Raw genomic sequence first — 21,654 nt, 5'->3', positions numbered from 1 at the left:
CTTATGGGGCAAGACGATTATAATCGCTAAAAATCACGGACGCCGCGATGACCCCGATTACCCGTTTTTTCCGCTGGTTTGGTCCTTTGGCGGCTCTGTTTGCCTATGGTCTGGCTACCGCGTCCGAAATGCCGTTCGCCTTCGCCGCCACACTGGCATTGACCGTGCTGTGTGCGGCGTGGTGGATGAGCGAGGCGGTCGATCCGGCATTCACCGCCCTGCTGCCTCTGGGGCTGTTGCCGGTGCTCGGCATTCTGGATGCCAAGCAAGTGGCGCAAAGCGTGGGCAATGAGCTCATCCTGCTTCTGATGGGCGGCTTCATGCTATCGCGGGCACTGGAACGTTCCGGCGCGCACCGGCGACTGGCCTATGCGCTGGTACGTTCGGTCGGCGGGCATTCCGGGCGCGGCCTGGTTTTCGGTTTTGTGCTGGCCACCGGCCTGATCAGCATGTGGATTTCCAATACCGCCACCACCTTGATCATGCTGCCGGTCGCCTACGCGGTGATCGAGCACTACAAGGATCCGCGTCTGGCCACACCCCTGGTGTTGGCCATCGCCTATGCCGCTAGCATCGGCGGCCTGGGTACGCCGATCGGATCGCCGCCCAATCTGGTGTTCATGCAGCAATACCAGCAAGCGACCGGCACCGCCTACAATTTCAGCGATTGGATGCAGGTCGGTGTGCCAATTCTGTTGATTCTGCTTCCGGTACTGGCGTTCGGCCTGTCACGTAAGCTGAAAAACAGCCCGGCGGCGGTGTTGCCGGAAATGGGGAGCTGGAGCACGGCCGAAAAACGGGTGTTGGGCATTTTCGGATTGACCGCATTGGCCTGGATCACCCGCGCGGCACCCTTCGGCGGCTGGAGCGCATGGCTGAACCTGCCCGGCGCCAATGATGCCAGCGTGGCGCTGCTGGCCGTGGCGCTGATGGCCATGGTACCTTCCGGCAACACCAAAAAAGAGCCCTTGCTGACCTGGGACGCTGCGGTTCGTATCCCCTGGGGTGCACTCCTACTGTTCGCCGGCGGCATTGCCCTGGCTACGGCGTTCCAGGAAAGTGGCATCAGCGATGCCATCAGCCGCTCGCTGGCATCGTACGGGCATCTGCCGGTGTTCGCGATGATGGTGATCATCATCGCCTGCGTGGTCTTGCTTTCCGAGATCGCCAGCAACACCGCGACCGCCGTACTGCTGATGCCGATTCTGGCCGCCGCCGCCAAAGGACTGAACATCGAACCCGCTCTGCTCATGCTACCGGCCGCGATGGCGGCCAGCATCGGCTTCATGTTGCCGGTGGCCACAGCGCCCAACGCCATCGCCTACGGCTCGGGCTTCGTGCGCAGCAAGGACATGCTGCGCGAAGGGCTCTGGCTGGATATCGTCAGCGTATTGGTGGTGTGTGCAGTGTGTTGGGTGGTGCTGATATGAGAAAAGGCGCCGAAACACCTTTTCGATTCCACTGGTAACCGCTTACTTCTTCCTGGGCATGTACAGATCAGTGATGCTGCCGTCGAAGACTTCCGCCGCCATCGCCACCGTTTCGCTGAGCGTCGGATGCGGATGGATGGTGTGGCCGATATCGGCCGCTTCACAGCCCATCTCAATCGCCAGCGCGATTTCGGCAATCAGATCACCGGCATGGGCGCCGACGATGCCGCCGCCGATGACACGGTGCGTGGCCGGATCGAACAGCAGCTTGGTGAAGCCTTCGGTCCGGCCAATGCCAATGGCGCGGCCCGAGGCCGCCCAAGGAAACTTGCCGACTTCATAGGCGATGCTCTTGGCTTTGGCCTCGGTTTCGGTCAATCCGACCCAGGCGATTTCCGGATCGGTATAGGCCACCGATGGGATGACCCGTGCCACCCATTCACGTTTGTGTCCGGCCGCGACTTCCGCCGCCACTTTGGCTTCATGCGTGGCTTTGTGCGCCAGCATCGGCTGACCGACCAGATCGCCGATGGCGAAGATGTGCGGCACATTGGTGCGCATCTGCTTGTCGACCGAGATGAAACCGCGCTCGCTCACCTGTACGCCGGCATTTTCCGCTTTCAGCTTGCCGCCGTTCGGGCTGCGGCCGACCGAAACCAATACGCGCTCGTAGTCCTTGTTTTCGGGAATAGCTGCACCCTCGAATTCGGCACTCAGCGCTTTCTTGCTGGCGATCACCTTCAACACTTTGCAGGAGGTATGAATCGCCACGCCGCGCTTTTTCAGCAAGGTCTGCAGCGGCTTGACCAGGTCCGGATCGGCACCCGGCATCAACTGTTCCATGAATTCAACCACGGTCACCGCACTACCCAGCGCGGAATACACGCAGGCCATTTCCAGACCGATGATGCCGCCGCCGACCACCAGCAGACGCTTGGGCACATCGGCTAGCATCAGCGCATCGGTCGAGTCCATGACCCGCGGATCTTCCCAGGGGAAGGCCGGCAGTTTCACCGGCTGCGAGCCGGCGGCAATGATGCATTGTGCGAAGTCGATAGTTTCGGTACCGCTGGCGGTTTTAACCGAAAGCCGGTTGGCGGAAGCAAACTCGGCAACACCGGTAACGGTGCGCACCTTGCGCTGCTTGGCCATGCCGGCAATGCCCAAGCTGAGCGTGCCGACGGTTTTTTCTTTGTGCGCGCGCAACTTATCCAGATCGATTTTTGCAGCGCCGAAGTCCAGGCCGATCTCGGCCACATGCTTGACCTCTTCGATGACATTGGCGGCATGCAGCAGCGCTTTCGAAGGGATGCACCCGACATTCAGGCAGACCCCGCCGAGCTGCACATAGCGCTCGACCAGAATCACGTCCATGCCCAGATCCGCGGCACGGAAAGCGGCCGTATAACCGCCCGGGCCGGAACCGACGACCACCAGCTGACAGCTGTGATCGGTATCGCCTTTCGGGGCCGGTGCGGCCTTGGCTCCGGGCACGGCGGGTGCTGGCGCGGCTTCTGGCGCGGGCGCAGCAGGCGTTGCCGTTGGCGCAGACACTGCGGCAGACTCACCCGCTGCTTCGAGCAGGGCAATGACATCGCCCTCGCTGAGGGTATCGCCGAGTTTTACTTTCCATTGCTTCAGCACACCGCCGGCACTGGCCGGCACTTCCATGGTGGCTTTGTCGGATTCCAGCGTGAGCAGGCCCTGATTGGTGGCGACGTTGTCGCCCTCTTTCACCAGGAACTCAATGACGACAGCACTGCCGCCGATATCGGGGACTTTCAGTTCAATGGCAGCCATGGCGTCAGACCAGCAGACGGCGCAGATCGGCGAGGACCTGCGCCATGTAGGCGGTGAAACGGGCAGCGGCCGCACCATCAATGACGCGATGGTCATAGGACAGCGACAGCGGCAGCATCAATTTCGGCGCGAATTCCGCGCCGTTCCAGACCGGCTTGGTCTGCGATTTCGACACGCCGAGGATGGCCACTTCCGGGGCATTGATGATCGGCGTGAAGGCGGTGCCGCCGATGCCGCCGAGCGAGGAAATGGTGAAGCAGCCACCCTGCATATCGGCGCCGGTGAGTTTCTTCTCGCGGGCCTTGACGCTGATGGCGGCCAGTTCGTGCGAGAGCTCAATCAATCCCTTTTTATCACAATCTCGGATGACCGGAACCACCAGGCCATCGGGCGTATCGACCGCGATGCCGATATGGAAATACTGCTTGAGCACCAGGTTGTCGCCATCGAGCGAGGCATTGAAGTTCGGAAATTTCTTCAGCCCTGCGACGGCGGCCTTGATCAGGAACACCAGCGGGGTCACTTTCACGTCTTTGTGTTCTTCACCGAGCTTCTTGCGGAAAACGTCCATCTCGGTGATATCGGCTTCATCGAATTGGGTGACGTGCGGAATCATCGCCCAGTTGCGCGCCAAGTTGGCGCCCGAGAGTTTCTTGATGCGCGACAGCGGTTCGCTGCTGACCGGACCGAACTTGCTGAAATCAACCTGCGGCCACGGAATCAGATTCAGACCGCTGCCGCCACCCGCTGAGGGCACGCCGCCGGCCAAGGTCGCTTTCACGAACTGTTGCACATCCTCTTTGCTGATGCGACCGCCGCGCTCACTGCCTTTGACCTGTGATAGATCGACGCCAAGCTCGCGGGCGAATACGCGTACGGCCGGACTGGCATAAGGCACTTTGCCCGGAACCAGTTCACTGTTATCGGGCGCATGCACAGCTGCCAATGGGGCAGGCGCCGAGGTCGTTGCGGGCGTTGATGCGGGGATCGGGGCTTGTGGCGCAGCTGCTGGCGCGGCTACGGACGCGGGCGCAAGTACCGGAGCGGCCACGGCAGCAGGTGCCGGTGCAGCGGCAGATGCCGAAACTTTAATGCGAGCAACCAGATCGCCAGCCGAGAGTTCATCACCGAGCTTGGCGATGATTTCGATGATTTCACCGGAAACCGGCGACGGCACTTCCATGGTGGCTTTATCGGATTCGAGGGTCAGCAGGCCCTGGTCCTTTTTCACGGTCTCGCCGACGTTCACCAGCAGCTCGATGACCGGTACCCCGGAATCGCTGCCGAGGTCGGGGACGCGCGCTTCGATCAATTCAGACATAACTCACCCAAAGGGAATATCCGAGCTATTGTCGCCCGAACCGGAGCCCTTGCCAATGGCTGTGGCGGTCAAAAAAATCCCGCCGGAGCGGGAGGGAGAGGAAATAAGGGATAACCGGCGTATCCGGATACTTATTTGGTGCTGAGAAAGTCAATCGGCTTGCCATTGGGCAGACGGACTTCCAGGGCATTGTCGAGGGCATCCATGCGCTGAATACGTTTGCACATGCCTTCGGCCAGCGGCTCGAGGGCCTTGCCATGCGCATCAGTTCTCTCTCAGGTAGATGATTGCAGTGTAGGGCACCGCAGGCCATCTGCCATGTGCCGAAAGTCAGCATGACTTTCGTCATGAACCCGGCCGGGCTTTGCATTAGAATGGAGTGACCTGAAGGCGGACCCCATGCGCGAATTCATCCGGAACCATACCCTGCTCTGTTTGATGCTGCTGGCCGGCATCTGGGCGCTGTCCTTCCAAGGTAGTCGCGGCTTGATGGAACCCGATGAAGGCCGTTATACCAACGTCGCTCTGCAGATACTACAGCACGATGACTGGATCTCCCTTTACCGCAATCAGGACAGCCTGCACTTCACCAAGCCGCCGCTCACCTACTGGACGGTGGCCGCATCGGTCAGCCTGTTCAGTCACAACGAGTGGGCTGTCCGGCTGCCGATGGCCCTGGCGTTTCTGCTGCTGGTTTTTCTGGGCTACCGTCTGGGCCGCCTGTTTGTGCCAACACGGCCCTGGCTGCCGGCAGTGTTCATTCCGGCATCGCCGCTGTTACTGCTGGCCGCCAGCTGGGTGAATACCGACACTGTGCTGGCCGCGATGACCACGCTGGCCATGACCTGCTATGCCCAGTACCGTTTCGGCGGCGGTAACCATCGCTGGCTGGATGCGATGTGGTGGGCTTTCGCTCTGGCATTCATGACCAAAGGGCCGCCTGGTCTGCTGCCTTTGCTCGCCATCGTGGCCTTCGCCCTCTGGCACCGCGACGGCCGCGTGCTGTGGCGTCCACTCGGCATCATCGGCTTCGCACTCATCGGATTGACTTGGTATGCCGCGGTTATCTACCGCCATCCGGGGCTGCTCGATTATTTCCTTGGCCATGAAGTGGTCGCCCGCATCGCCACCGATACCCACAACCGCAATAGCGAATGGTACGGCCCGTTCACGCAGTTCCTGCCGACGCTATTGCTTGGCACCCTGCCCGCGCTGATTGCCCTTGCGGTTTTCCGCAAAAAAACACCGGCACCGACACGGTCCCAAGAACAAACTCGCTTTCTCTGGCTGTGGTTCGCCTTACCGCTATTGGTGTTCAGCCTGGCGCAGTCGCGGCTGCCCTTGTATGTGCTGGGCCTGACCATGCCGGCCTTGTTGCTGCTGAGCCGCAGGCTGGAAAATGCGCCCTTCGGTCGTGGTGCCGCCATCGCCATGGCGGTTTGGCTTGCTGCGATTCTGGCTATCAAGGGTTTGTTACCGGTTGCCCTGGACGATCACGACAAAGACTCCCGTGCTTTTGCCCAAGACATCCGGCCGATGCTTCCGGGTAAACCGGAACAGATCATCTTCGTAGAAGACATGTCGCGCAACGGCCTGAATCTTTATTTCGATGCCGATATCAAAAAGGTGTCGTTTACTGCGCGCGTGAAACCGATTTCCGATTCTTCCTACGATTCCAGTCTGGCCGAAGAGTTGGCGCTTCCCCCGGACCGCCGCGTGTTCATCCTAAAGCGCGAAATCGAAGAGCGCTTTGTGGGCGAAGTGGCCCAGGCCGGAATCACCCCGGAAAAGCGTGGCGAATGGATTGAGGGCAAGAAGCCCAGCCCGCGCGACCGCATGCTGTATGTGTTGCCCGGGGAGTTTGATCAACCGGAATAAAAAACGGCCCGTGAAGGGCCGTTTTTCATGGGCATAGAGGAACGCCTTACTGGGCTGGTGCGGCTGTGCGCGCAGCTACCGGATAGCGGGTGTAGATCTGCGTTACCGCATACTGGATGGCGGCTCCCGGATTTTCCATGGCTTTCTTGCTTAGGGTGCCTTCCAGCACGCCTTCCCAGATCAGCTCCTTGCGCTTGCTGTCGACGACGTCAACGCTGACGGTACCGACTTTATAATTGCGGGTTTCGACATCAGAGCCGTAGACCGGAATGCCCAAACCGTAACCGAAGCCACCGCGGTAACCGTAGTAGCCCATGGTCATGGTCGGGCTGCTGTAGGTTTCGCTGCGGTTTTCAATATTGGAGTAGAAATTGACCTGCAGGTCAGGATTGTTGGCATCGTAAACATAGCCACGTGCAGCCATTTCATTCTGGACCGCACTTTTGAAATGTCCGGTGATCATGGTGGAATAACCGGCCTTATCGGTCGCCAGCGGCGTGACCCAACCATAGGTTTTGTAGGAGGTGAAATCTACATTCGGACGCGACTGACTGCTGATGCTGGGCTGGCTGGCGCAGCCGGCCAAGCTTAGGGCGGATCCGAACAGCACGGCGTTGAGGACTAGGGACTTCATAAACACCTCGATCAATTCTGGGAAGTTTCCGCACGGATGCGGCACATCCGGCATCCTTATTTTATCGGATAGTACCTAAAATTACCACGGTCCTCGACCGTTCCAGAATCCGCTTCTAGGGCCGCTCTGATTCCGGCAGACCGGCTTCATGACGAGCCAAATAAATCCCGCTGGCAACGATGATGGCGGCACCGATGAACACCCGCGACTCCGGCACCACCTGCCAAATCAACACATCCAAACCCAAGGCCCAGGCCAAAGCCGAATACTCAAAAGGGGTGACCGTAGCTGCCGGCGCAATGCGAAAGGCTTCGGTGATAGTAATCTGGCCGAAAAAGCCAGTCACCGCCAGTGCCACCAACGGAAACAGATGATGGCGCTGCACCGGCAGCCACTCCGGCAGGGCCAGCAATCCGGCCACAACGGCAATCCCCGCCATCGACCACCAAACCATGCTTTCGGCGCTGTCGGTTCGGCTGAGTAGGCGCACACTGATGGCCGAGACCGCGTAGCACAGCGCCGCGGCCAGTATGGCCAGTCCGGCCAGACTGACTAAGCCCTCACCGGTCGGCTTGAGCACCACCAGTACGCCGAGCAGGCCGACAGCGATGGCGATCCAACTGGCGCGCGCGACCTTTTCGCCGAGCAGCGGGATGGACAATGCCGCAATAGCGAATGGCGAAATGTAAAATATGGCGTAAGCCTCGGTCAGAGGAAGGCGCTTGATGGCGTAGATGAACAGCGTCAGCATCAGTACCCCGAGACCGATGCGCAACAAATGCAGGGGCCAGCGTACCCGCCAAAGCGATTTCCAAGCCCGGCGCCAATGGACATAGACCAATATCAAGGGCAGCGAGCTCATGGCACGCAGCGCCGTCACCTGCATCGGCGCAAAGTCGGCGGCCAGCCCCTTCATCACCGCATCCATCAGACTGAAGAACAGGCAGGCCAGCAGCATCATCAGGATGCCTCGGCGTTTATTATCATTTTGGCTAACGTGGGACATGCTCCATGATTGCACATCATCGGCCGCCGAGGCACACTAGCGTCATTCATTTCAGGAGAATTTATGCCCTCGTTCGACATCGTTTCGGAAGTGGACGGCCACGAGCTGACCAATGCCATCGACATCGCCAACCGCGAGCTGAAGAACCGTTTCGACTTCAAGAACGTCGATGCTTCCTTCACGCTCGAGAAATTCGTGGTGACCCTGCAGGCACCCAGTGACTTTCAGGTCCAGCAGATGCTCGATATCCTGAAGGCGCGCCTGATCGCACGCGGCATCGACGCCCGCTGTATGGACATCGGCGAGCCGGAAGTAAATCTGGCCATAGCCAAGCAGAAAGTCACACTGAAATCCGGCATCGAGCAGAAAACTAGCAAGAAAATCGCGGCTGCCCTGAAAGAAGCCAAGCTCAAGGTCGATTCGCAGATCAACGGCGAAAAACTGAAAGTGATGGGCAAGAAACGGGATGACCTGCAGGAGGCCATCGCCCTGCTGAAATCCAAGGATTTCGAACTGCCGCTGCAGTTCGAGAATTTCCGCGACTGACCGCTGGCGCGCTGTGAGTGACGTCTATTACATGCTAGTGGTTGCAGGAACGCTGCAGTCTGCGGTTCCGGTGATTTCCCTGATCGCCTATCTGCCACAATGGAAGAAACTGATCGACACTAAGTCCAGTCGCGATTTGTCACTGCGGTCCTGGTCGATCTGGATCGTATCTTCCTCGATTTCGCTATTTTATGCGGTGGCGCTTTATCGTTACACCGGCAAGGGCGTTCCACTGGTATTCGCTTCCGCCGCCGGGCTGTTGTTCGTGCTGATTACCGTTTATCTGACCGCCCGCTACCGCAGCAGAAGCGAGCCACCCTCGATTTGAGCCCAAAAAAAAGCGGCCCGAAGGCCGCTTTTCTGCATAGCAAGAAATTACGGAATCAGCACGCTGTCAATCACGTGAATCACGCCGTTACTGGCTTTGATGTCGGTTGCGGTGACGGTGGCGTCGTTGACCTTGACGCCCTGATGGCCGGCAGTGATTTTGACGGCTTTGCCATTCACGGTATCGGCGCTTTTCAGTTTGACCACATCGGCTGCGGTGACTTTTCCGGCAACCACGTGGTAGGTCAGGATGGCGGTCAGCTTGGCCTTATTTTCAGGTTTCAACAAGCTTTCCACGGTGCCTGCGGGTAGCTTGGCGAAGGCCGCGTTGGTCGGCGCGAACACGGTGAACGGACCGGCGGAGTTGAGCGTGTCGACGAGGCCGGCGGCCTTCACGGCAGCAACCAGAGTGGAGAAGTCGGGATTGCCGGCGGCAACGGCAACGATGGTGCCGGCTTCTTTCTTTTCATGATTATGCGCCAGTGTGGCGGAGCTCGCGCCGGCAAGCGCGATGGCGAAAATGGCATACTTGAATATGTTCATGGGGTTTCCTTTAGCGGTTCATGGGAGATGTGCATCGGCACAGCACCACTATGCCGATAGATGCGTGCAGACCATGTCAGATTTATGTGAGCATATTGTGTTGAAAATGTGCTCGTGGCGTGAATGCGCCGGCATCCTTTGATTACCTTACCGATGGTTGTGCATTACTATAAGAGATTCCCAGCCGAAGATTATTCCATGACCGGGCTTCTTTTCGAAACCATTCAATGCCCGTATTGCGGGGAGTCAATCGACATCGCCATCGACTGCTCAGTCGGACATCAGCAGTACATCGAGGACTGCAGTGCATGCTGTCGGCCGATCACGATTACAGCCACGGCATCCGAAAGCGGCATCGATGCACTATCCGTGCACAGCGAGGATGAGTGAATGCGAAATTCGCAGAGCAGCGCCGCCCTAAAAAAAGGACACACATGCGAACCTTCGTATTAAGAGCGCGGGCGGCCTCCACGGATAGCCAAAAACTGTTGGCATCCGTCGGCAAAGAGGCGCATCCCGAAATCCTCGCACACATACTGATGAACTCGATCTTCGTGGCCCAGTCACATCGCACAGATGTGGAGATCTATCTGGTATTAGAAAGTACCCAGGATTTCTCCCGTACGATTCACTTTGAGGTCAATGCGATGCACGAGATCGGCGGCTTCGATGAGCGTGCGCTGCTGGGCAAGCTTGCAAAGGCGCTAGATGCTTCCAGAGGCATGGGTAAGGAAGAAGCGCGGCCGGTGGAATCGGGTGTGACCGTTCGTACCGTGAGCTTCGAGCGGCTGGTGCAGGAGCTGGCTGACGACCACCAGCTATTCATGATGGACAGGAAAGGCACCCCGATTCGCCAGCAATCGTTCGAGGGCAATCCGTGCTTCCTGCTGACCGACCATATTCCGATGCCGAAGAAGTCCTTTCACAGCCTCGAGCGACTGGGTGCGAAGAAGATTGCACTCGGTCCGAAAATGCTGTTTGCATCGCAATGCGTCGTGTTGATCCACCACGAGCTGGACCAACGCTAAGCAGGGCCGCTACCGCCATGGATGGCAGGCGCGAGTGAATAAACGGCGCATTCCGGTTTCTTTGCAGAAGGGTGAAGCCCAAGCATAAGTCTCGTCCAAGGCCGTGGACAATGGCCGGAAGTCATGCCGGTCAGGCGAACAACTTCGCTTCCGCTTCGTCACGCGGCACGATACGCCAGTGACCGGGCTCAAGTCCATCCAGATCGAGCTGGCCGGTGCGACTACGATGCAGACTGAGCACACGATTGCCGGTGGCTGCGAACATGCGCCGCACCTGATGGTAGCGTCCCTCAATCAAAGTCAGGCGAGCATGACGGGCGTCAATGATATCCATAACTGCAGGCGCCAAAGGCGTAGTTTCGCTCTCCAACAGCAGAGTGCCGGCAGCGAATAGGGAGACTTCATCGCCGCGCAGATCTTCGGCCAACTGCACCTCATAGACTTTCGGCAATTCAGCTTTCGGTGAAATGATGCGGTGCAGCAGCTGGCCATCATCGGTCAGCATCAACAGTCCGGAGGTGTCGCGATCGAGCCGGCCGACGGTACTCAATACCGGATTTCGGTAGCGGAAGCGTTCCGGCAACAAATCGTAAACCACACGGCCGGGATCCTTGGTCGAACAGGTGTAACCAACCGGTTTGTTGAGCAGAATCAGAACGCCCTGAGCAGGATCGATAGGCTCGTCATCGACCAGCAGATCGTGGTGCCTGTAGTCGTCATCCAGTGCCACGGTACTGCCGTCACGTCGGGTCAGCCAGCCGTTGCGGATCAGCCGGGTCACGTCCTTGCGTGACCCATAACCGAGGTTGGCCAGCAGTTTGACCAACTTCATGCGCGATATCCGGAAAACTCAGTCACCCTTGCGCTCGGACGCGCTCCGGTCTCGGGCTCCGCGGAACTCGGAATCCAACGACCAGTTCGGCCACTCGTTCGAGTCGGCCAGCTCGCGGCCGAGCATGTAAAGTACCTGCATGTCGCGTTTGAGCGACTCAAAGGTCCAAGACGGATCGAACTCATCGGCCGGCTGATGGTACTTCCTGGCGGTATACTCGGCACGCGCCGCCTGGCCTGCGGCCAGGCCGCCGACGATCCAGTCACTACCGGAACCGAACGAAATCGCCGGCACACCGCGCTTGGCTAGCGGGAAATGGTCGGAGCGGAAGAAGTAACCGGCCTCCGGCTTGCTGTCCGGCACGTAGATCAGATTCCAGCGCTTGCCGGTATCAATCAGGCGGTCAAGCAGCTCCAGCTTGGCATTGCCGGAAATAGTGAAATCACGGGTCAACGGGCCCGGACTGAAGCCGTCCATGTTGATTGCGCCCGCGGTAGTGGCCAGTGGATACAGCGGGTTGCTGGCATAGAACTCGGAACCCAGCAGACCTTTCTCCTCAGCGGTGACGGCCAAGAGCACCACCGAACGCGCCGGCTTGGGCGCCTTGCCGTATGCGGATGCGATTTCCAGCATGGCTGCCAGACCAAGCGCATTGTCGTTGGCGCCGTTGTAGATGGTGTCGCCTTTGGCGTCCGCTGCTCCGATGCCCAGATGATCCCAATGCGCGGTATACAGCACCGTCTCATCCGGACGCACGGCGCCCTCAATGCGGGCCACTACGTTCTGAGACACCACGGTCTGGGCAGCCACGGCATAATCAGCGGTGAAAGTGACCCCTTTGAGCGTGACCGGCTTGAAGGCCGGGGTCTGCGCCTGCTTCTTGAGGGTATCGAAGTTCAGACCAGCCTGCTTGAACCAGGTCACGGCGGTATCACGCTGGATCCAGGATTCGAGCGGAGCATGCGATTTCTGGGGTTCCTGACGCACGATATCGAACATCACGTTGGTGTTGGAATTCTTCACGGTCGGCCATCCGTAGGAGGCCGGCGCGGTTTCATGCACGATCATGGTACCGATGGCACCTTGACGTGCCATTTCCTCGAACTTGTAGGTCCAGCGGCCGTAGTAGGTCATGGCCTTGCCGCCGAAGGCGCCTTGGCCGCTTTCGAAGTCCGGATCGTTGATGAGTACCACGGCGATCTTTCCTTTCAGATCGACGCCTTTGAAGTCGTCCCAGTTGCGTTCCGGGGCTTTCACGCCATAACCAACGAATACCAGCGGTGCATCCTTTATAACCACCGAGGTCTGTCCATTCATGGCTGCTCGGATGGCGATCTCATTGCCTTGTTGCAGGGACCTGACTTTACCGCCGAGCGATACCGAGGCCACTACGGGGCCTTTGATTTCGAAGCGACCGAGCGGCACAGCCTGGGTCCAGAGGCGATTGCCGTTCTTGCTATCACCACCCGGTTGTAAACCTGCGGCTTTGAACTGTTCGATGAGATAGGCGATGGTTTTTTCTTCGCCGGCGGTATTCGGTCCACGCCCTTCGAAGGCATCCGAAGACAGGGTCTTCACATGTTGGGCAAGACGCTGTGCATCAAAGTATGGAGCATCGGCTGCGTTAGCAGTACCGGCGGCGAGTAGTGCAATCAGGACTACGGGTTGTTTCATGGAAACCTCACGGTTGGGCCGGCGTCACATGCCGATGGGGTTAGCTTTCTCAGGATCGATATTATAGGTTTTGATGGCGCGTGCCACATCCTTGGCATTCATCTTGCCCTCGGCCGCCAGTGCCGCAATGGCGGCATGGGCGATGTAGTAGCGATCGACTTCGAAGAAACGGCGCAGATTGCCGCGCGTATCCGAGCGGCCGAAACCGTCGGTGCCGAGCACGGTGTAATGCATCGGTACGAAGGCGCGGATCTGGTCGGCGAAAGCACGCACGTAGTCGGTAGCGGCAATGGCCGGACCACTACGGCCGCTAAGGCAACGCTCAACATGGCCGGTACGTTTTTCGCTTTCCGGATGCAGGCGGTTCCAGCGTTCGGCATCGAATCCGTCACGACGCAGCTCGTTGAAGCTCGGGCAGGACCAGATATCGGCGGTGACACCGAAATCCTTGTCGAGCAGTTCCGCGGCGGCAATGGCTTCCCGCAGAATAGTGCCTGAACCGAGCAGCTGAACCCGCAATTCGCCCTTCTTGGTTTTTCCGGCATCCTTGAACAGGTACATGCCCTTGAGGATGCCCTCGCGGCTACCTTCCGGCATTTCCGGCATCGGGTAGTTCTCGTTCATCAGGGTGATGTAGTAGTACTCATCGCGCTGCTCTGCAAGCATACGTTGCATGCCTTCCTGCACGATGACGGTCACTTCGTAGCCGAAGCTCGGATCATAGGATTTGCAGTTCGGCACGGCACCGGCCAGCAGGTGTGAATGGCCATCTTCGTGTTGCAGACCTTCGCCATTGAGCGTGGTACGGCCGGCGGTGGCACCGAGCAGGAAGCCACGGGCACGCATATCGGCGGCCTGCCAGGCCGAATCGCCGATGCGCTGGAAGCCGAACATCGAATAGAAGATGTAGAACGGCAGCATCGGCTGATTATTGGTGGAATAACTGGTAGCGGCAGCCAGCCAGCTGGAGAATGCACCGGCTTCGGTGATGCCCTCTTCCAGGACCTGGCCAGCGGTATCCTCCCGGTAATACATCAGCTGGTCGGCATCGACCGGTTTGTATTTCTGGCCGAACGGCGCATAGATACCGATCTGGCGGAACAGGCCTTCCATCCCGAAGGTGCGCGCCTCATCGGCCACGATTGGCACCACGCGTGGACCTACTTCCTTGTCACGCAGGATGATGTTGAGGGTCTGCACGAAGGCCATGGTGGTGGAGATCTCGCGGTCGCCGGAGGATTTCAGCAGACGTTCAAAAGTGTCGAGCGTCGGCACCGGCAGGGTGAGGTCGGACTTCTGACGGCGCTGTGGTAGATAGCCGCCCATGGCCTGGCGACGCGCCTTCATGTACTGCACTTCCGGCGAGTCCTCGCCCGGATGGTAGAAGCCGAGGTTCTCGATCTGCGCGTCGCTGACCGGAATATTGAAACGGTCACGGAAGGATTTGACCGATTCGGTATCCAGCTTTTTGGTCTGGTGAGTAGGGTTCAGCGACTCACCAGCCGAACCCATACCGTAACCCTTGACGGTTTTGGCCAGAATTACAGTCGGCTGGCCTTTGTGCGCGGTGGCAGCAGCATAGGCGGCATGCACTTTATGCGGATCGTGGCCGCCGCGGTTTAGTCGCGCGATGTCCTTGTCGCTGAGCTTGGAGACCATCTCGGCGGTTTCGGATGTTTTACCAAAGAAGTGTTCGCGCGTGTAGGCACCACCGAAAGCCTTGCAGTTCTGATACTCGCCGTCGACGGTATCCATCATGATCTTTCTCAGCTGCCCGCTGTTGTCGCGCGCCAATAGCGGATCCCAGTAGCTGCCCCAGACCACTTTCAGTACGTTCCAGCCGGCACCCCGGAAGCTGCCTTCGAGCTCCTGGATGATTTTGCCATTACCGCGAACCGGCCCGTCGAGACGTTGGAGATTACAGTTGATGACAAAGCACAGATTGTCGAGACCCTCTCGGCCGGCCAGTGCGATGGCTCCCAGGCTTTCGGGCTCATCGCATTCGCCATCGCCCATGAAACACCAGATCTTGCGGTCAGTCTTGGGCATCAGGCCGCGGCCTTCGAGATATTTCCAGAAACGCGCCTGGTAGATCGCGCTGATCGGACCCAGGCCCATCGATACCGTCGGCGTCTGCCAGAAGTCCGGCATCAACCAGGGATGCGGATACGAGGACACGCCGCGGCCGTCGACCTCCATGCGGAAATGATCGAGCTGGTCTTCGCTGATGCGACCCTCCAGGAAGGCACGGGCGTAGATGCCCGGCGAGGAATGGCCCTGGATGTAAAGCAGATCGCCCGGGTGGTTTTCGCTCGGCGCACGCCAGAAATAGTTGAAGCCGACATCATACAGGGTGGCACTGGAAGCGAAGCTGGCAATATGTCCGCCAAGCTCGCCCGGCTTGCGGTTGGCGCGTACCACCATCGTCATTGCGTTCCAGCGGATGATCGAGCGGATGCGCCACTCCATGGCCAGATCACCATCCATCGCCGGCTCGCTTTCGGCCGGGATGGTGTTGATGTATTCGGTCGTTGGATGAAATGGAAGATTGCCACCGGCGCGGCGGGTCAGTTCGACCATCCGTTCAAGCAGATGATGCGCACGCTCGGCACCGTCATGGTCGAGCACGGCCTTCATCGACTCCAGCCACTCCCGCGTCTCCTTCGGATCGTGGTCGTTATTCAGCACATCATTCATCCAGCTCATAGCATTTTCCAGGTTCTCTACGTTGTATTGTCTTCAAGCAGCCGATCAGGCCCCGCGTTGCTCACGGATCTGCGCTTCGACGGCAGCAATGGCGGTCATATTGACGACGCGCCGCACGGTCGCGGACGGGGTCAGCACATGCACCGGTTTGGCCATGCCCATCAGAATCGGACCGATGCCGATGCCGTCGGTCATCACTCGCGTCAGGTTATAGGCGGTATTGGCGGCATCCATATCCGGCATCACCAACAAGTTGGCGGCACCAGTCAGCCGCGAATCCGGAAACAGCCGGTCGCGGATATCCGGCCGCAACGCGGCATCCACGTGCATCTCGCCCTCGACTTCCAGACGTGGTGAGCGCGCCAGAATCAACTGCAGGGCTTCACGCATTTTCTTCGCGCTGGCCGCTTCCGATGATCCGAAATTGGAATGGCAGACCAGCGCTACTTTCGGATTGATACCGAACAGACGAAGTCGGAAAGCCGCCTGTATTGCCGCTTCGGCGATCTGCTCGGCACTGGGAGAATGCTGGACATGGGTGTCGGTGAAGAACAGCGGGCCTTTGTCGCTGATTACCACCGACATCGCAGAGACCGCGTTGACCGCCGGATTGATGCCGATGACGTCAATGACATGCTTGAGCTTTCCGGAAAACTTGCCAACGATGCCGCACAGCATGGCATCGGCTTCGCCGCGCTTGACCATCAGGGCCGCAACAACAGTACTACGCGAGCGCACGATGGCTTTCGCCGCAGGCGGACTGACACCCTTGCGCGCCATGATCTGCAGATAATGCTGCCAGTAGTCATTGAAACGCGGATCGTCATCAAGATTGGTCAAATCGAAATCAACGCCCTGCTTCAGACGCAGACCGAGTTTTTCGATGCGGCGCTCGATCACCGCCGGCCGGCCAATCAGGATCGGGCGGGCCAACCCGTCATCAACCACGGTCTGCACGGCGCGCAGTACGGTTTCCTCTTCACCCTCGGCATACACCACACGCTTGAGGTCGGCACGGGCGCGCTCGAACATCGGCCGCATCAGCAGACCGGTGCGGTACACGAACTGCGACAGCTGCTCGCGGTAGGCGTGGATGTCGGCAATCGGCCGGGTCGCGACGCCAGAAAGCATTGCAGCCTGGGCCACAGCGGGCGCTAGCGAAATCAACAAGCGTGGATCGAACGGACGCGGAATCAGATAGTCAGCACCGAAGCGCGGAGTTTCACCGCTATAAGCCGAGCCGAGATCCGAAGCTTCCTTGCGTGCCAGTTCGGCAATGGCATACACACAGGCCCGTTTCATATCCTCGTTGATGCAGGTCGCACCGACATCAAGTGCTCCCCGGAAGATATATGGGAAGCACAGTGCATTGTTGATCTGGTTCGGATAGTCGGAACGACCGGTACCGATGATGGCGTCCGCACGTACCGCTTTGGCGGCGTCAGGCAGGATTTCTGGATAGGGATTGGCCAGGGCAAAGATGATCGGGCGCGTAGCCATGGCCGCGACCATTTCCGGTTTGAGCACACCGCCGGCTGATAGGCCGAGAAAAATATCAGCACCTTCGATGATTTCCGTCAATGTGCGTTTGTCGGTTTTGCGGGCGTAGCGTGCCTTGTCGGCGTCCAGACCCTCGCGGCCTTCGAACAGCACGCCGTCGCGGTCGATGGCGAGGATGTTTTCCGGCTTCAGGCCGAGTGCGACCAGCATGTCGAGGCAGGCAATTCCGGCAGCACCGGCACCGCTGGTGGCCAGCTTGACGTCTTCGATATTTTTACCGGCCACATGCAGTGCATTGATGACGGCGGCGCCGACGATGATGGCGGTGCCATGCTGGTCATCATGAAACACCGGGATTTTCATGCGTTCGCGCAGCTTGCGCTCGACTTCGAAACATTCCGGGGCTTTGATGTCCTCGAGATTGATGCCACCGAAGGTCGGCTCCATGCTGGCGATGATATCGACCAGCTTATCCGGATCATTTTCATCGATTTCGATGTCGAACACATCGATTCCGGCGAATTTCTGGAACAACACGCCCTTGCCTTCCATAACCGGCTTGCCAGCCAACGGGCCGATGTTGCCCAGACCGAGCACGGCCGTACCATTAGTCACTACCGCTACCAGGTTGGCGCGGGCCGTGAGCGAAGACGCCTGCCCAGGATCGGCCGCGATGGCTTCGCAGGCGTGCGCCACCCCCGGCGAATAAGCCAAAGCGAGATCGCGCTGGGTCACCATCGGCTTGGTGGCGCTGACCCTGATTTTGCCGTAGGGCGCCGTCCGGTGATAATCGAGTGCCGCTTGCTTGAAATCTTCTTCAGACATTTCCGCTTCCAGAATCGAGCACCATTAGTGCTAACGCTCTATTGTACCCAATGACGGGCGGAACCGGCTTAATCAGGGCCTAACCGCTTATTTGCGTCCGTATTTATCCTTGACATGACGCTTGACCCGCGCACTCAAGGCCATGTCCGAGGCGCGCCGGTCGGCCAGGGTCATGGCCGCTGCGTCCCGCTCGTCCTTGAGCTTGCAGTAATGCTGATAACGCTCCAGCGTTAAGCGCCCTTCAGCAATAGCCGCCTGCACCGCACATCCATGCTCGTTGCTGTGACTGCAGTCACTAAACCGGCACTGGCCGGCCAAGGTAGCGAATTCGGCGAACATGCCTTCATCGAAGCGCTCGTCACCGCTCAGCTTCAGCTCACGCATGCCCGGCGTATCGATCAGACATCCACCTTGCGGCAATGCTATGAGGGCCCGATGCGTGGTGGTGTGACGGCCTTTGGCATCGGCTTCACGTACGCTGCGGGTCTTCATCTTCTCGATTCCGAGCAGGGTGTTGGTCAGTGTGGATTTTCCGGCACCCGATGAGCCTACCAACACCGCCGATTTGCCCGCGGATAAATACGTATGCAGCACGACAGCTTCGGCGGCACTCTTGGCATTCAGGGCATGCACTGGAATGCCGCCTTCAGCAAGGGTCTGCAACTGAGTGATGTAGAATGCAGGGTCACCGCACTTATCGAGCTTGGTCAGCACCAGGACCGGCTTGGCACCCGATGCGGCAATCAGCAGTAGATAACGCTCGATGCGCTTGGCATTGAAGTCGGCATCCATGCCGCTGACCAACAGTACATGGTCGATGTTGGCGGCGATGAGCTGTTGTTGGAAATGCTCGCCGGCGGCGGCACGTTTGAGCAAGGCATGACGTGGCAGCAGGCCGATAATCTGCTTGCCGCTGGCATCCAGCGCGACCCAGTCGCCAACCACGGCCCGCAATTCCGGATCGGTGCGCGGCCGCAACCAGCCGGCCGGCGCCTGGGCACGGAAGCTATGTTCGGGATGTCGGGCCAGTTCATAGCCGCTGCGATGCTGGGCAACCACACGCGCCAGTTGCGCCCCGGGCCAAGGCACCAAGGCTTCGGCAATGGACTGGGTCGGCGGCCAGCCGATGGCACCGAAATCGACACGCGGATCGGTCACGCGTCCAACGCCTTCCAGGCCATCGGCAACGCATCCAACACATCGCCGGCGGTCATGCCCGGCGCCGTCAGTGCTTCGCAGGCCAGTTCACCGGCCACGCCGTGCAGCCAGACACCGAAGCGGGCGGCGTCATAAGCTGCAATCCCTTGCGCAGCAACCGCACCGATCAAGCCGGAAAGTACATCGCCGGTGCCGGCGGTAGCCAGACCCGGCCCGCCGCTGAGATTGAGGTCATGGCGGGTACCGTCCGTGATACGGCTCCGATGCCCTTTCAACACGAGGACGGCATGCCGGCTCCGGGCAAACACCTCGATCGAAGCATCGAACTCGGGACCCATATTCGGTATGCCAGCATGCAAACGATGCATTTCGCCCGCATGCGGGGTCAGGATTCGGGGACCGGCCGGATTCTTCAAATAATCTTCCGGTAAATCGGCCAAAGCATTCAGGCCATCGGCATCCAGCAGCAGCGTACGCGGGAAGTCCCGCCACAACGCCAGCACCAGATCCAGTAATGCCGGCGAACGCCCCATACCCGGACCGCAGACCACCACATCCGCACGCTGAACCAGGGCCGAGAGGCCCGCATGCGCAGACCCATCGAAGCAGCCGCCATCCGCTTCAGGCAGTCCATGCACGATCAGGGCCGGATCAAATCCGGCGACCGTGACCGCCACAGATTGCGGCACACCCACTTCCACCACGCCGGCACCACCGCGCAATGCCGCCATGCCGGCCAAGGCCGGCGCACCGGCCATGGAACGGCTACCGCCGATGATCAGCACTCGGCCGAAGTCATACTTTTGGCAATCGGCCGGGCGATGCAGCAGACGCTGGGCGATAGCAGACAGCTCGGGCGGTAGGGGATTCGTGTCATGGAACATGTTCCTATGGTAACGGCATTCGCGGCCCGTGTTCATCCTGATACGATTCCCGTTATCATCGGCGGAACACCTGACTACCAAGGTTCCTGAATGCAGCGCCTCCTCGCCCTCGGCGATTCCTACACCATCGGTGAAGCGGTCCCGCCCGAACAACGGTGGGTCGAACAATGGGCTGGGCTGATGCAGGCCGAGGGTCACGCCATCGCCCGCCCGGTCCGCGTCATCGCTCAAACCGGCTGGACCACCGATGAACTCTCCCTGGCCATCACCGCGGCGGAGCCCATCGGATCCTGGGATCTGGTGACGCTGATGATCGGCGTCAATAATCAGTACCGTGGTCGTGATTTGATCAATTTCCGCAAGGAATTTAGTGCCCTGCTGGATACGGCCAGCGCCGCCGTGGCGTATCGTCCAGACCGTGTACAAGTGCTGTCGATTCCAGATTGGGGACAAACACCGTTTGGCGCGGCCTCCGGCCGAGATCTGAACCATATCCGCACCGAAATCGATGCCTACAATCAGGTTATCGCCGAAGTCTGCAGCGAACGCTGTATTGCCATGCTCGACATCACCGGCCTAACGCGAAGGCTCAGTGCCAATCCCCACATGCATGCGGAGGATGGCCTGCACCCCTCAGCTGCCATGTATCGGTTATGGGCAGAGACTTTGCTTTGCAGTGAAAAGTTCGGTGAATTGTAGCTCCGCTACAGAGCGGTAAGCCGGATAATCGGTCTAGATTTCGGCACCGAACACCTCAATCAAAGCGCAGATGCTTGACCGATTTGCCATGCCGGCGGATCAGTTTGAGGGCCTCGATGCCAATGGTGATGTGACGCTCGACGAAATTCTCGGTGACTTTGCGATCCGACGCCTCGGTCTTGACGCCCTCCGGCACCATCGGCTGGTCGGAGACCAGCAGCAGGGCACCGCAGGGAATCGAATTGGCGAAACCGGCGGCGAAGATGGTGGCGGTTTCCATGTCGATGGCCATGCAACGCAATTTACGCAGATAGCTCTTGAATTCCTCGTCATGCTCCCAGACCCTGCGGTTGGTGGTGTAGACGGTGCCGGTCCAGTAGTCATGGTCCAGGTCTCGGATCATGGTAGAGATTACGCGCTGCATGGCGAAGGCCGGCAGGGCTGGAACTTCGGGCGGCAGATAATCGTTCGAGGTGCCCTCGCCGCGGATGGCGGCGATCGGCAGGATCAGATCGCCGAGCTGGTTTTTCTTTTTCAGGCCGCCGCATTTGCCCAGGAACAGCACGGCTTTTGGCGGCAATGCACTGAGCAAATCCATCATGGTGGCGGCATTGGCCGAACCCATGCCGAAATTGATCATGGTGATGCCGTCAAAAGTAGCGCTGGGCATCGGCTTGTCACGGCCGACCACCTCAGCACCGGTCAGCCGGGAGAAAGCATCGAGATAGCCGCTGAAGTTGGTGAGCAGGATGTGCCCGCCGAAGTCCTCCAGGGCTAGACCGGTATAGCGCGGCAGCCAATTGCTAACGATTTCCTGTTTGTCTTTCATCGGTTTTCCTTTTAGGTATTGTGCCATGCTCCCG

19 protein-coding genes are annotated in these 21,654 nt (G+C 59.3%); 7 read left to right on the top strand and 12 right to left on the bottom strand.

Annotated features, from left to right (window positions below; translation table 11 throughout):
• Positions 1 to 47: 47 nt before the first annotated feature.
• Entirely contained in the window at positions 48 to 1,430 is a 1,383-nt protein-coding gene (locus tag ACIQ0Q_RS01880; protein ID WP_395771246.1) for an SLC13 family permease, read from the top strand.
• A 42-nt stretch (positions 1,431 to 1,472) separates the two neighbouring features.
• Here ACIQ0Q_RS01880 and lpdA read toward each other — a convergent pair whose 3' ends face one another.
• Positions 1,473 to 3,230 carry a dihydrolipoyl dehydrogenase gene (lpdA, locus tag ACIQ0Q_RS01875; protein ID WP_395771245.1) on the bottom strand — a complete coding sequence of 586 codons (1,758 nt, stop codon included), beginning with the start codon at positions 3,228 to 3,230 and terminating at the stop codon, positions 1,473 to 1,475.
• Between the two features lie 4 nt (positions 3,231 to 3,234).
• On the bottom strand, positions 3,235 to 4,551 hold the full coding sequence (aceF, locus tag ACIQ0Q_RS01870; RefSeq protein WP_395771244.1) for a dihydrolipoyllysine-residue acetyltransferase: 1,317 nt from the start codon (positions 4,549 to 4,551) through the stop codon (positions 3,235 to 3,237).
• Between the two features lie 399 nt (positions 4,552 to 4,950).
• Here aceF and ACIQ0Q_RS01865 point away from each other — a divergent pair, with 399 nt between their 5' ends.
• Positions 4,951 to 6,429: an ArnT family glycosyltransferase gene (locus ACIQ0Q_RS01865; RefSeq protein ID WP_395771243.1), complete on the top strand. Its 1,479-nt coding sequence runs from the start codon at positions 4,951 to 4,953 to the stop codon at positions 6,427 to 6,429.
• A gap of 46 nt (positions 6,430 to 6,475) precedes the next feature.
• Here ACIQ0Q_RS01865 and ACIQ0Q_RS01860 read toward each other — a convergent pair whose 3' ends face one another.
• Positions 6,476 to 7,063: a DUF4136 domain-containing protein gene (locus ACIQ0Q_RS01860; protein ID WP_395771242.1), complete on the bottom strand. Its 588-nt coding sequence runs from the start codon at positions 7,061 to 7,063 to the stop codon at positions 6,476 to 6,478.
• A gap of 115 nt (positions 7,064 to 7,178) precedes the next feature.
• A complete protein-coding gene (locus ACIQ0Q_RS01855; RefSeq protein ID WP_395771241.1) occupies positions 7,179 to 8,024 on the bottom strand; it encodes a DMT family transporter in 846 nt (281 codons plus the stop codon).
• Positions 8,025 to 8,132: 108 nt separating this feature from the next.
• Here ACIQ0Q_RS01855 and ACIQ0Q_RS01850 point away from each other — a divergent pair, with 108 nt between their 5' ends.
• Entirely contained in the window at positions 8,133 to 8,615 is a 483-nt protein-coding gene (locus ACIQ0Q_RS01850; RefSeq protein ID WP_395771240.1) for a YajQ family cyclic di-GMP-binding protein, read from the top strand.
• Positions 8,616 to 8,628: 13 nt separating this feature from the next.
• A complete protein-coding gene (locus tag ACIQ0Q_RS01845) occupies positions 8,629 to 8,943 on the top strand; it encodes a PQ-loop domain-containing transporter (protein WP_395771239.1) in 315 nt (104 codons plus the stop codon).
• A gap of 47 nt (positions 8,944 to 8,990) precedes the next feature.
• Here the strand turns inward: ACIQ0Q_RS01845 and ACIQ0Q_RS01840 are convergent, their stop codons facing one another.
• Positions 8,991 to 9,485: a fasciclin domain-containing protein gene (locus ACIQ0Q_RS01840; RefSeq protein ID WP_395771238.1), complete on the bottom strand. Its 495-nt coding sequence runs from the start codon at positions 9,483 to 9,485 to the stop codon at positions 8,991 to 8,993.
• Between the two features lie 198 nt (positions 9,486 to 9,683).
• Here ACIQ0Q_RS01840 and ACIQ0Q_RS01835 point away from each other — a divergent pair, with 198 nt between their 5' ends.
• Entirely contained in the window at positions 9,684 to 9,875 is a 192-nt protein-coding gene (locus tag ACIQ0Q_RS01835; protein ID WP_395771237.1) for a CPXCG motif-containing cysteine-rich protein, read from the top strand.
• A gap of 44 nt (positions 9,876 to 9,919) precedes the next feature.
• Positions 9,920 to 10,513 (top strand): tRNA (pseudouridine(54)-N(1))-methyltransferase TrmY, encoded by a 594-nt coding sequence (gene trmY, locus ACIQ0Q_RS01830; protein ID WP_395771236.1) that lies wholly within the window; start codon positions 9,920 to 9,922, stop codon positions 10,511 to 10,513.
• A 130-nt stretch (positions 10,514 to 10,643) separates the two neighbouring features.
• Here the strand turns inward: trmY and ACIQ0Q_RS01825 are convergent, their stop codons facing one another.
• The 6 genes from ACIQ0Q_RS01825 to ACIQ0Q_RS01800 all read right to left on the bottom strand — a co-directional run bounded on the left by ACIQ0Q_RS01825 (position 10,644) and on the right by ACIQ0Q_RS01800 (position 20,092).
• Positions 10,644 to 11,345 carry a pseudouridine synthase gene (locus tag ACIQ0Q_RS01825; RefSeq protein ID WP_395771235.1) on the bottom strand — a complete coding sequence of 234 codons (702 nt, stop codon included), beginning with the start codon at positions 11,343 to 11,345 and terminating at the stop codon, positions 10,644 to 10,646.
• 18 nt (positions 11,346 to 11,363) lie between these two features.
• Positions 11,364 to 13,019, bottom strand: coding sequence for a M28 family metallopeptidase (locus ACIQ0Q_RS01820; RefSeq protein ID WP_395771234.1), 1,656 nt, complete (start codon positions 13,017 to 13,019; stop codon positions 11,364 to 11,366).
• A 24-nt stretch (positions 13,020 to 13,043) separates the two neighbouring features.
• On the bottom strand, positions 13,044 to 15,725 hold the full coding sequence (gene aceE / locus ACIQ0Q_RS01815; protein ID WP_395771233.1) for a pyruvate dehydrogenase (acetyl-transferring), homodimeric type: 2,682 nt from the start codon (positions 15,723 to 15,725) through the stop codon (positions 13,044 to 13,046).
• A gap of 45 nt (positions 15,726 to 15,770) precedes the next feature.
• The gene (locus tag ACIQ0Q_RS01810; RefSeq protein ID WP_395771232.1) at positions 15,771 to 18,050 is read right to left on the bottom strand and encodes an NADP-dependent malic enzyme; all 2,280 of its coding nucleotides are present in this window, start codon (positions 18,048 to 18,050) and stop codon (positions 15,771 to 15,773) included.
• Between the two features lie 87 nt (positions 18,051 to 18,137).
• Positions 18,138 to 19,208 (bottom strand): ribosome small subunit-dependent GTPase A, encoded by a 1,071-nt coding sequence (gene rsgA, locus ACIQ0Q_RS01805; protein ID WP_395771231.1) that lies wholly within the window; start codon positions 19,206 to 19,208, stop codon positions 18,138 to 18,140.
• Positions 19,205 to 20,092: an NAD(P)H-hydrate dehydratase gene (locus ACIQ0Q_RS01800; RefSeq protein WP_395771230.1), complete on the bottom strand. Its 888-nt coding sequence runs from the start codon at positions 20,090 to 20,092 to the stop codon at positions 19,205 to 19,207. The genes rsgA and ACIQ0Q_RS01800 overlap by 4 nt, the downstream gene beginning before the upstream one ends.
• 90 nt (positions 20,093 to 20,182) lie before the next feature.
• Here ACIQ0Q_RS01800 and ACIQ0Q_RS01795 point away from each other — a divergent pair, with 90 nt between their 5' ends.
• Complete coding sequence (locus tag ACIQ0Q_RS01795; RefSeq protein WP_395771229.1) at positions 20,183 to 20,791, top strand: SGNH/GDSL hydrolase family protein; 609 nt, start codon at positions 20,183 to 20,185, stop codon at positions 20,789 to 20,791.
• Between the two features lie 55 nt (positions 20,792 to 20,846).
• On the opposite strand, the gene ACIQ0Q_RS01790 is transcribed toward ACIQ0Q_RS01795, so the two are convergent.
• Complete coding sequence (locus tag ACIQ0Q_RS01790; RefSeq protein WP_395771228.1) at positions 20,847 to 21,620, bottom strand: AMP nucleosidase; 774 nt, start codon at positions 21,618 to 21,620, stop codon at positions 20,847 to 20,849.
• Positions 21,621 to 21,654 lie beyond the last annotated feature (34 nt).

It is taken from the genome of Arenimonas sp. (assembly GCF_044348765.1).
Lineage (GTDB): Bacteria > Pseudomonadota > Gammaproteobacteria > Xanthomonadales > Xanthomonadaceae > Arenimonas.
The sequence above is the reverse complement of the archived record's forward strand: the minus strand, read 5'-3'. Positions and strand labels throughout refer to the sequence as shown.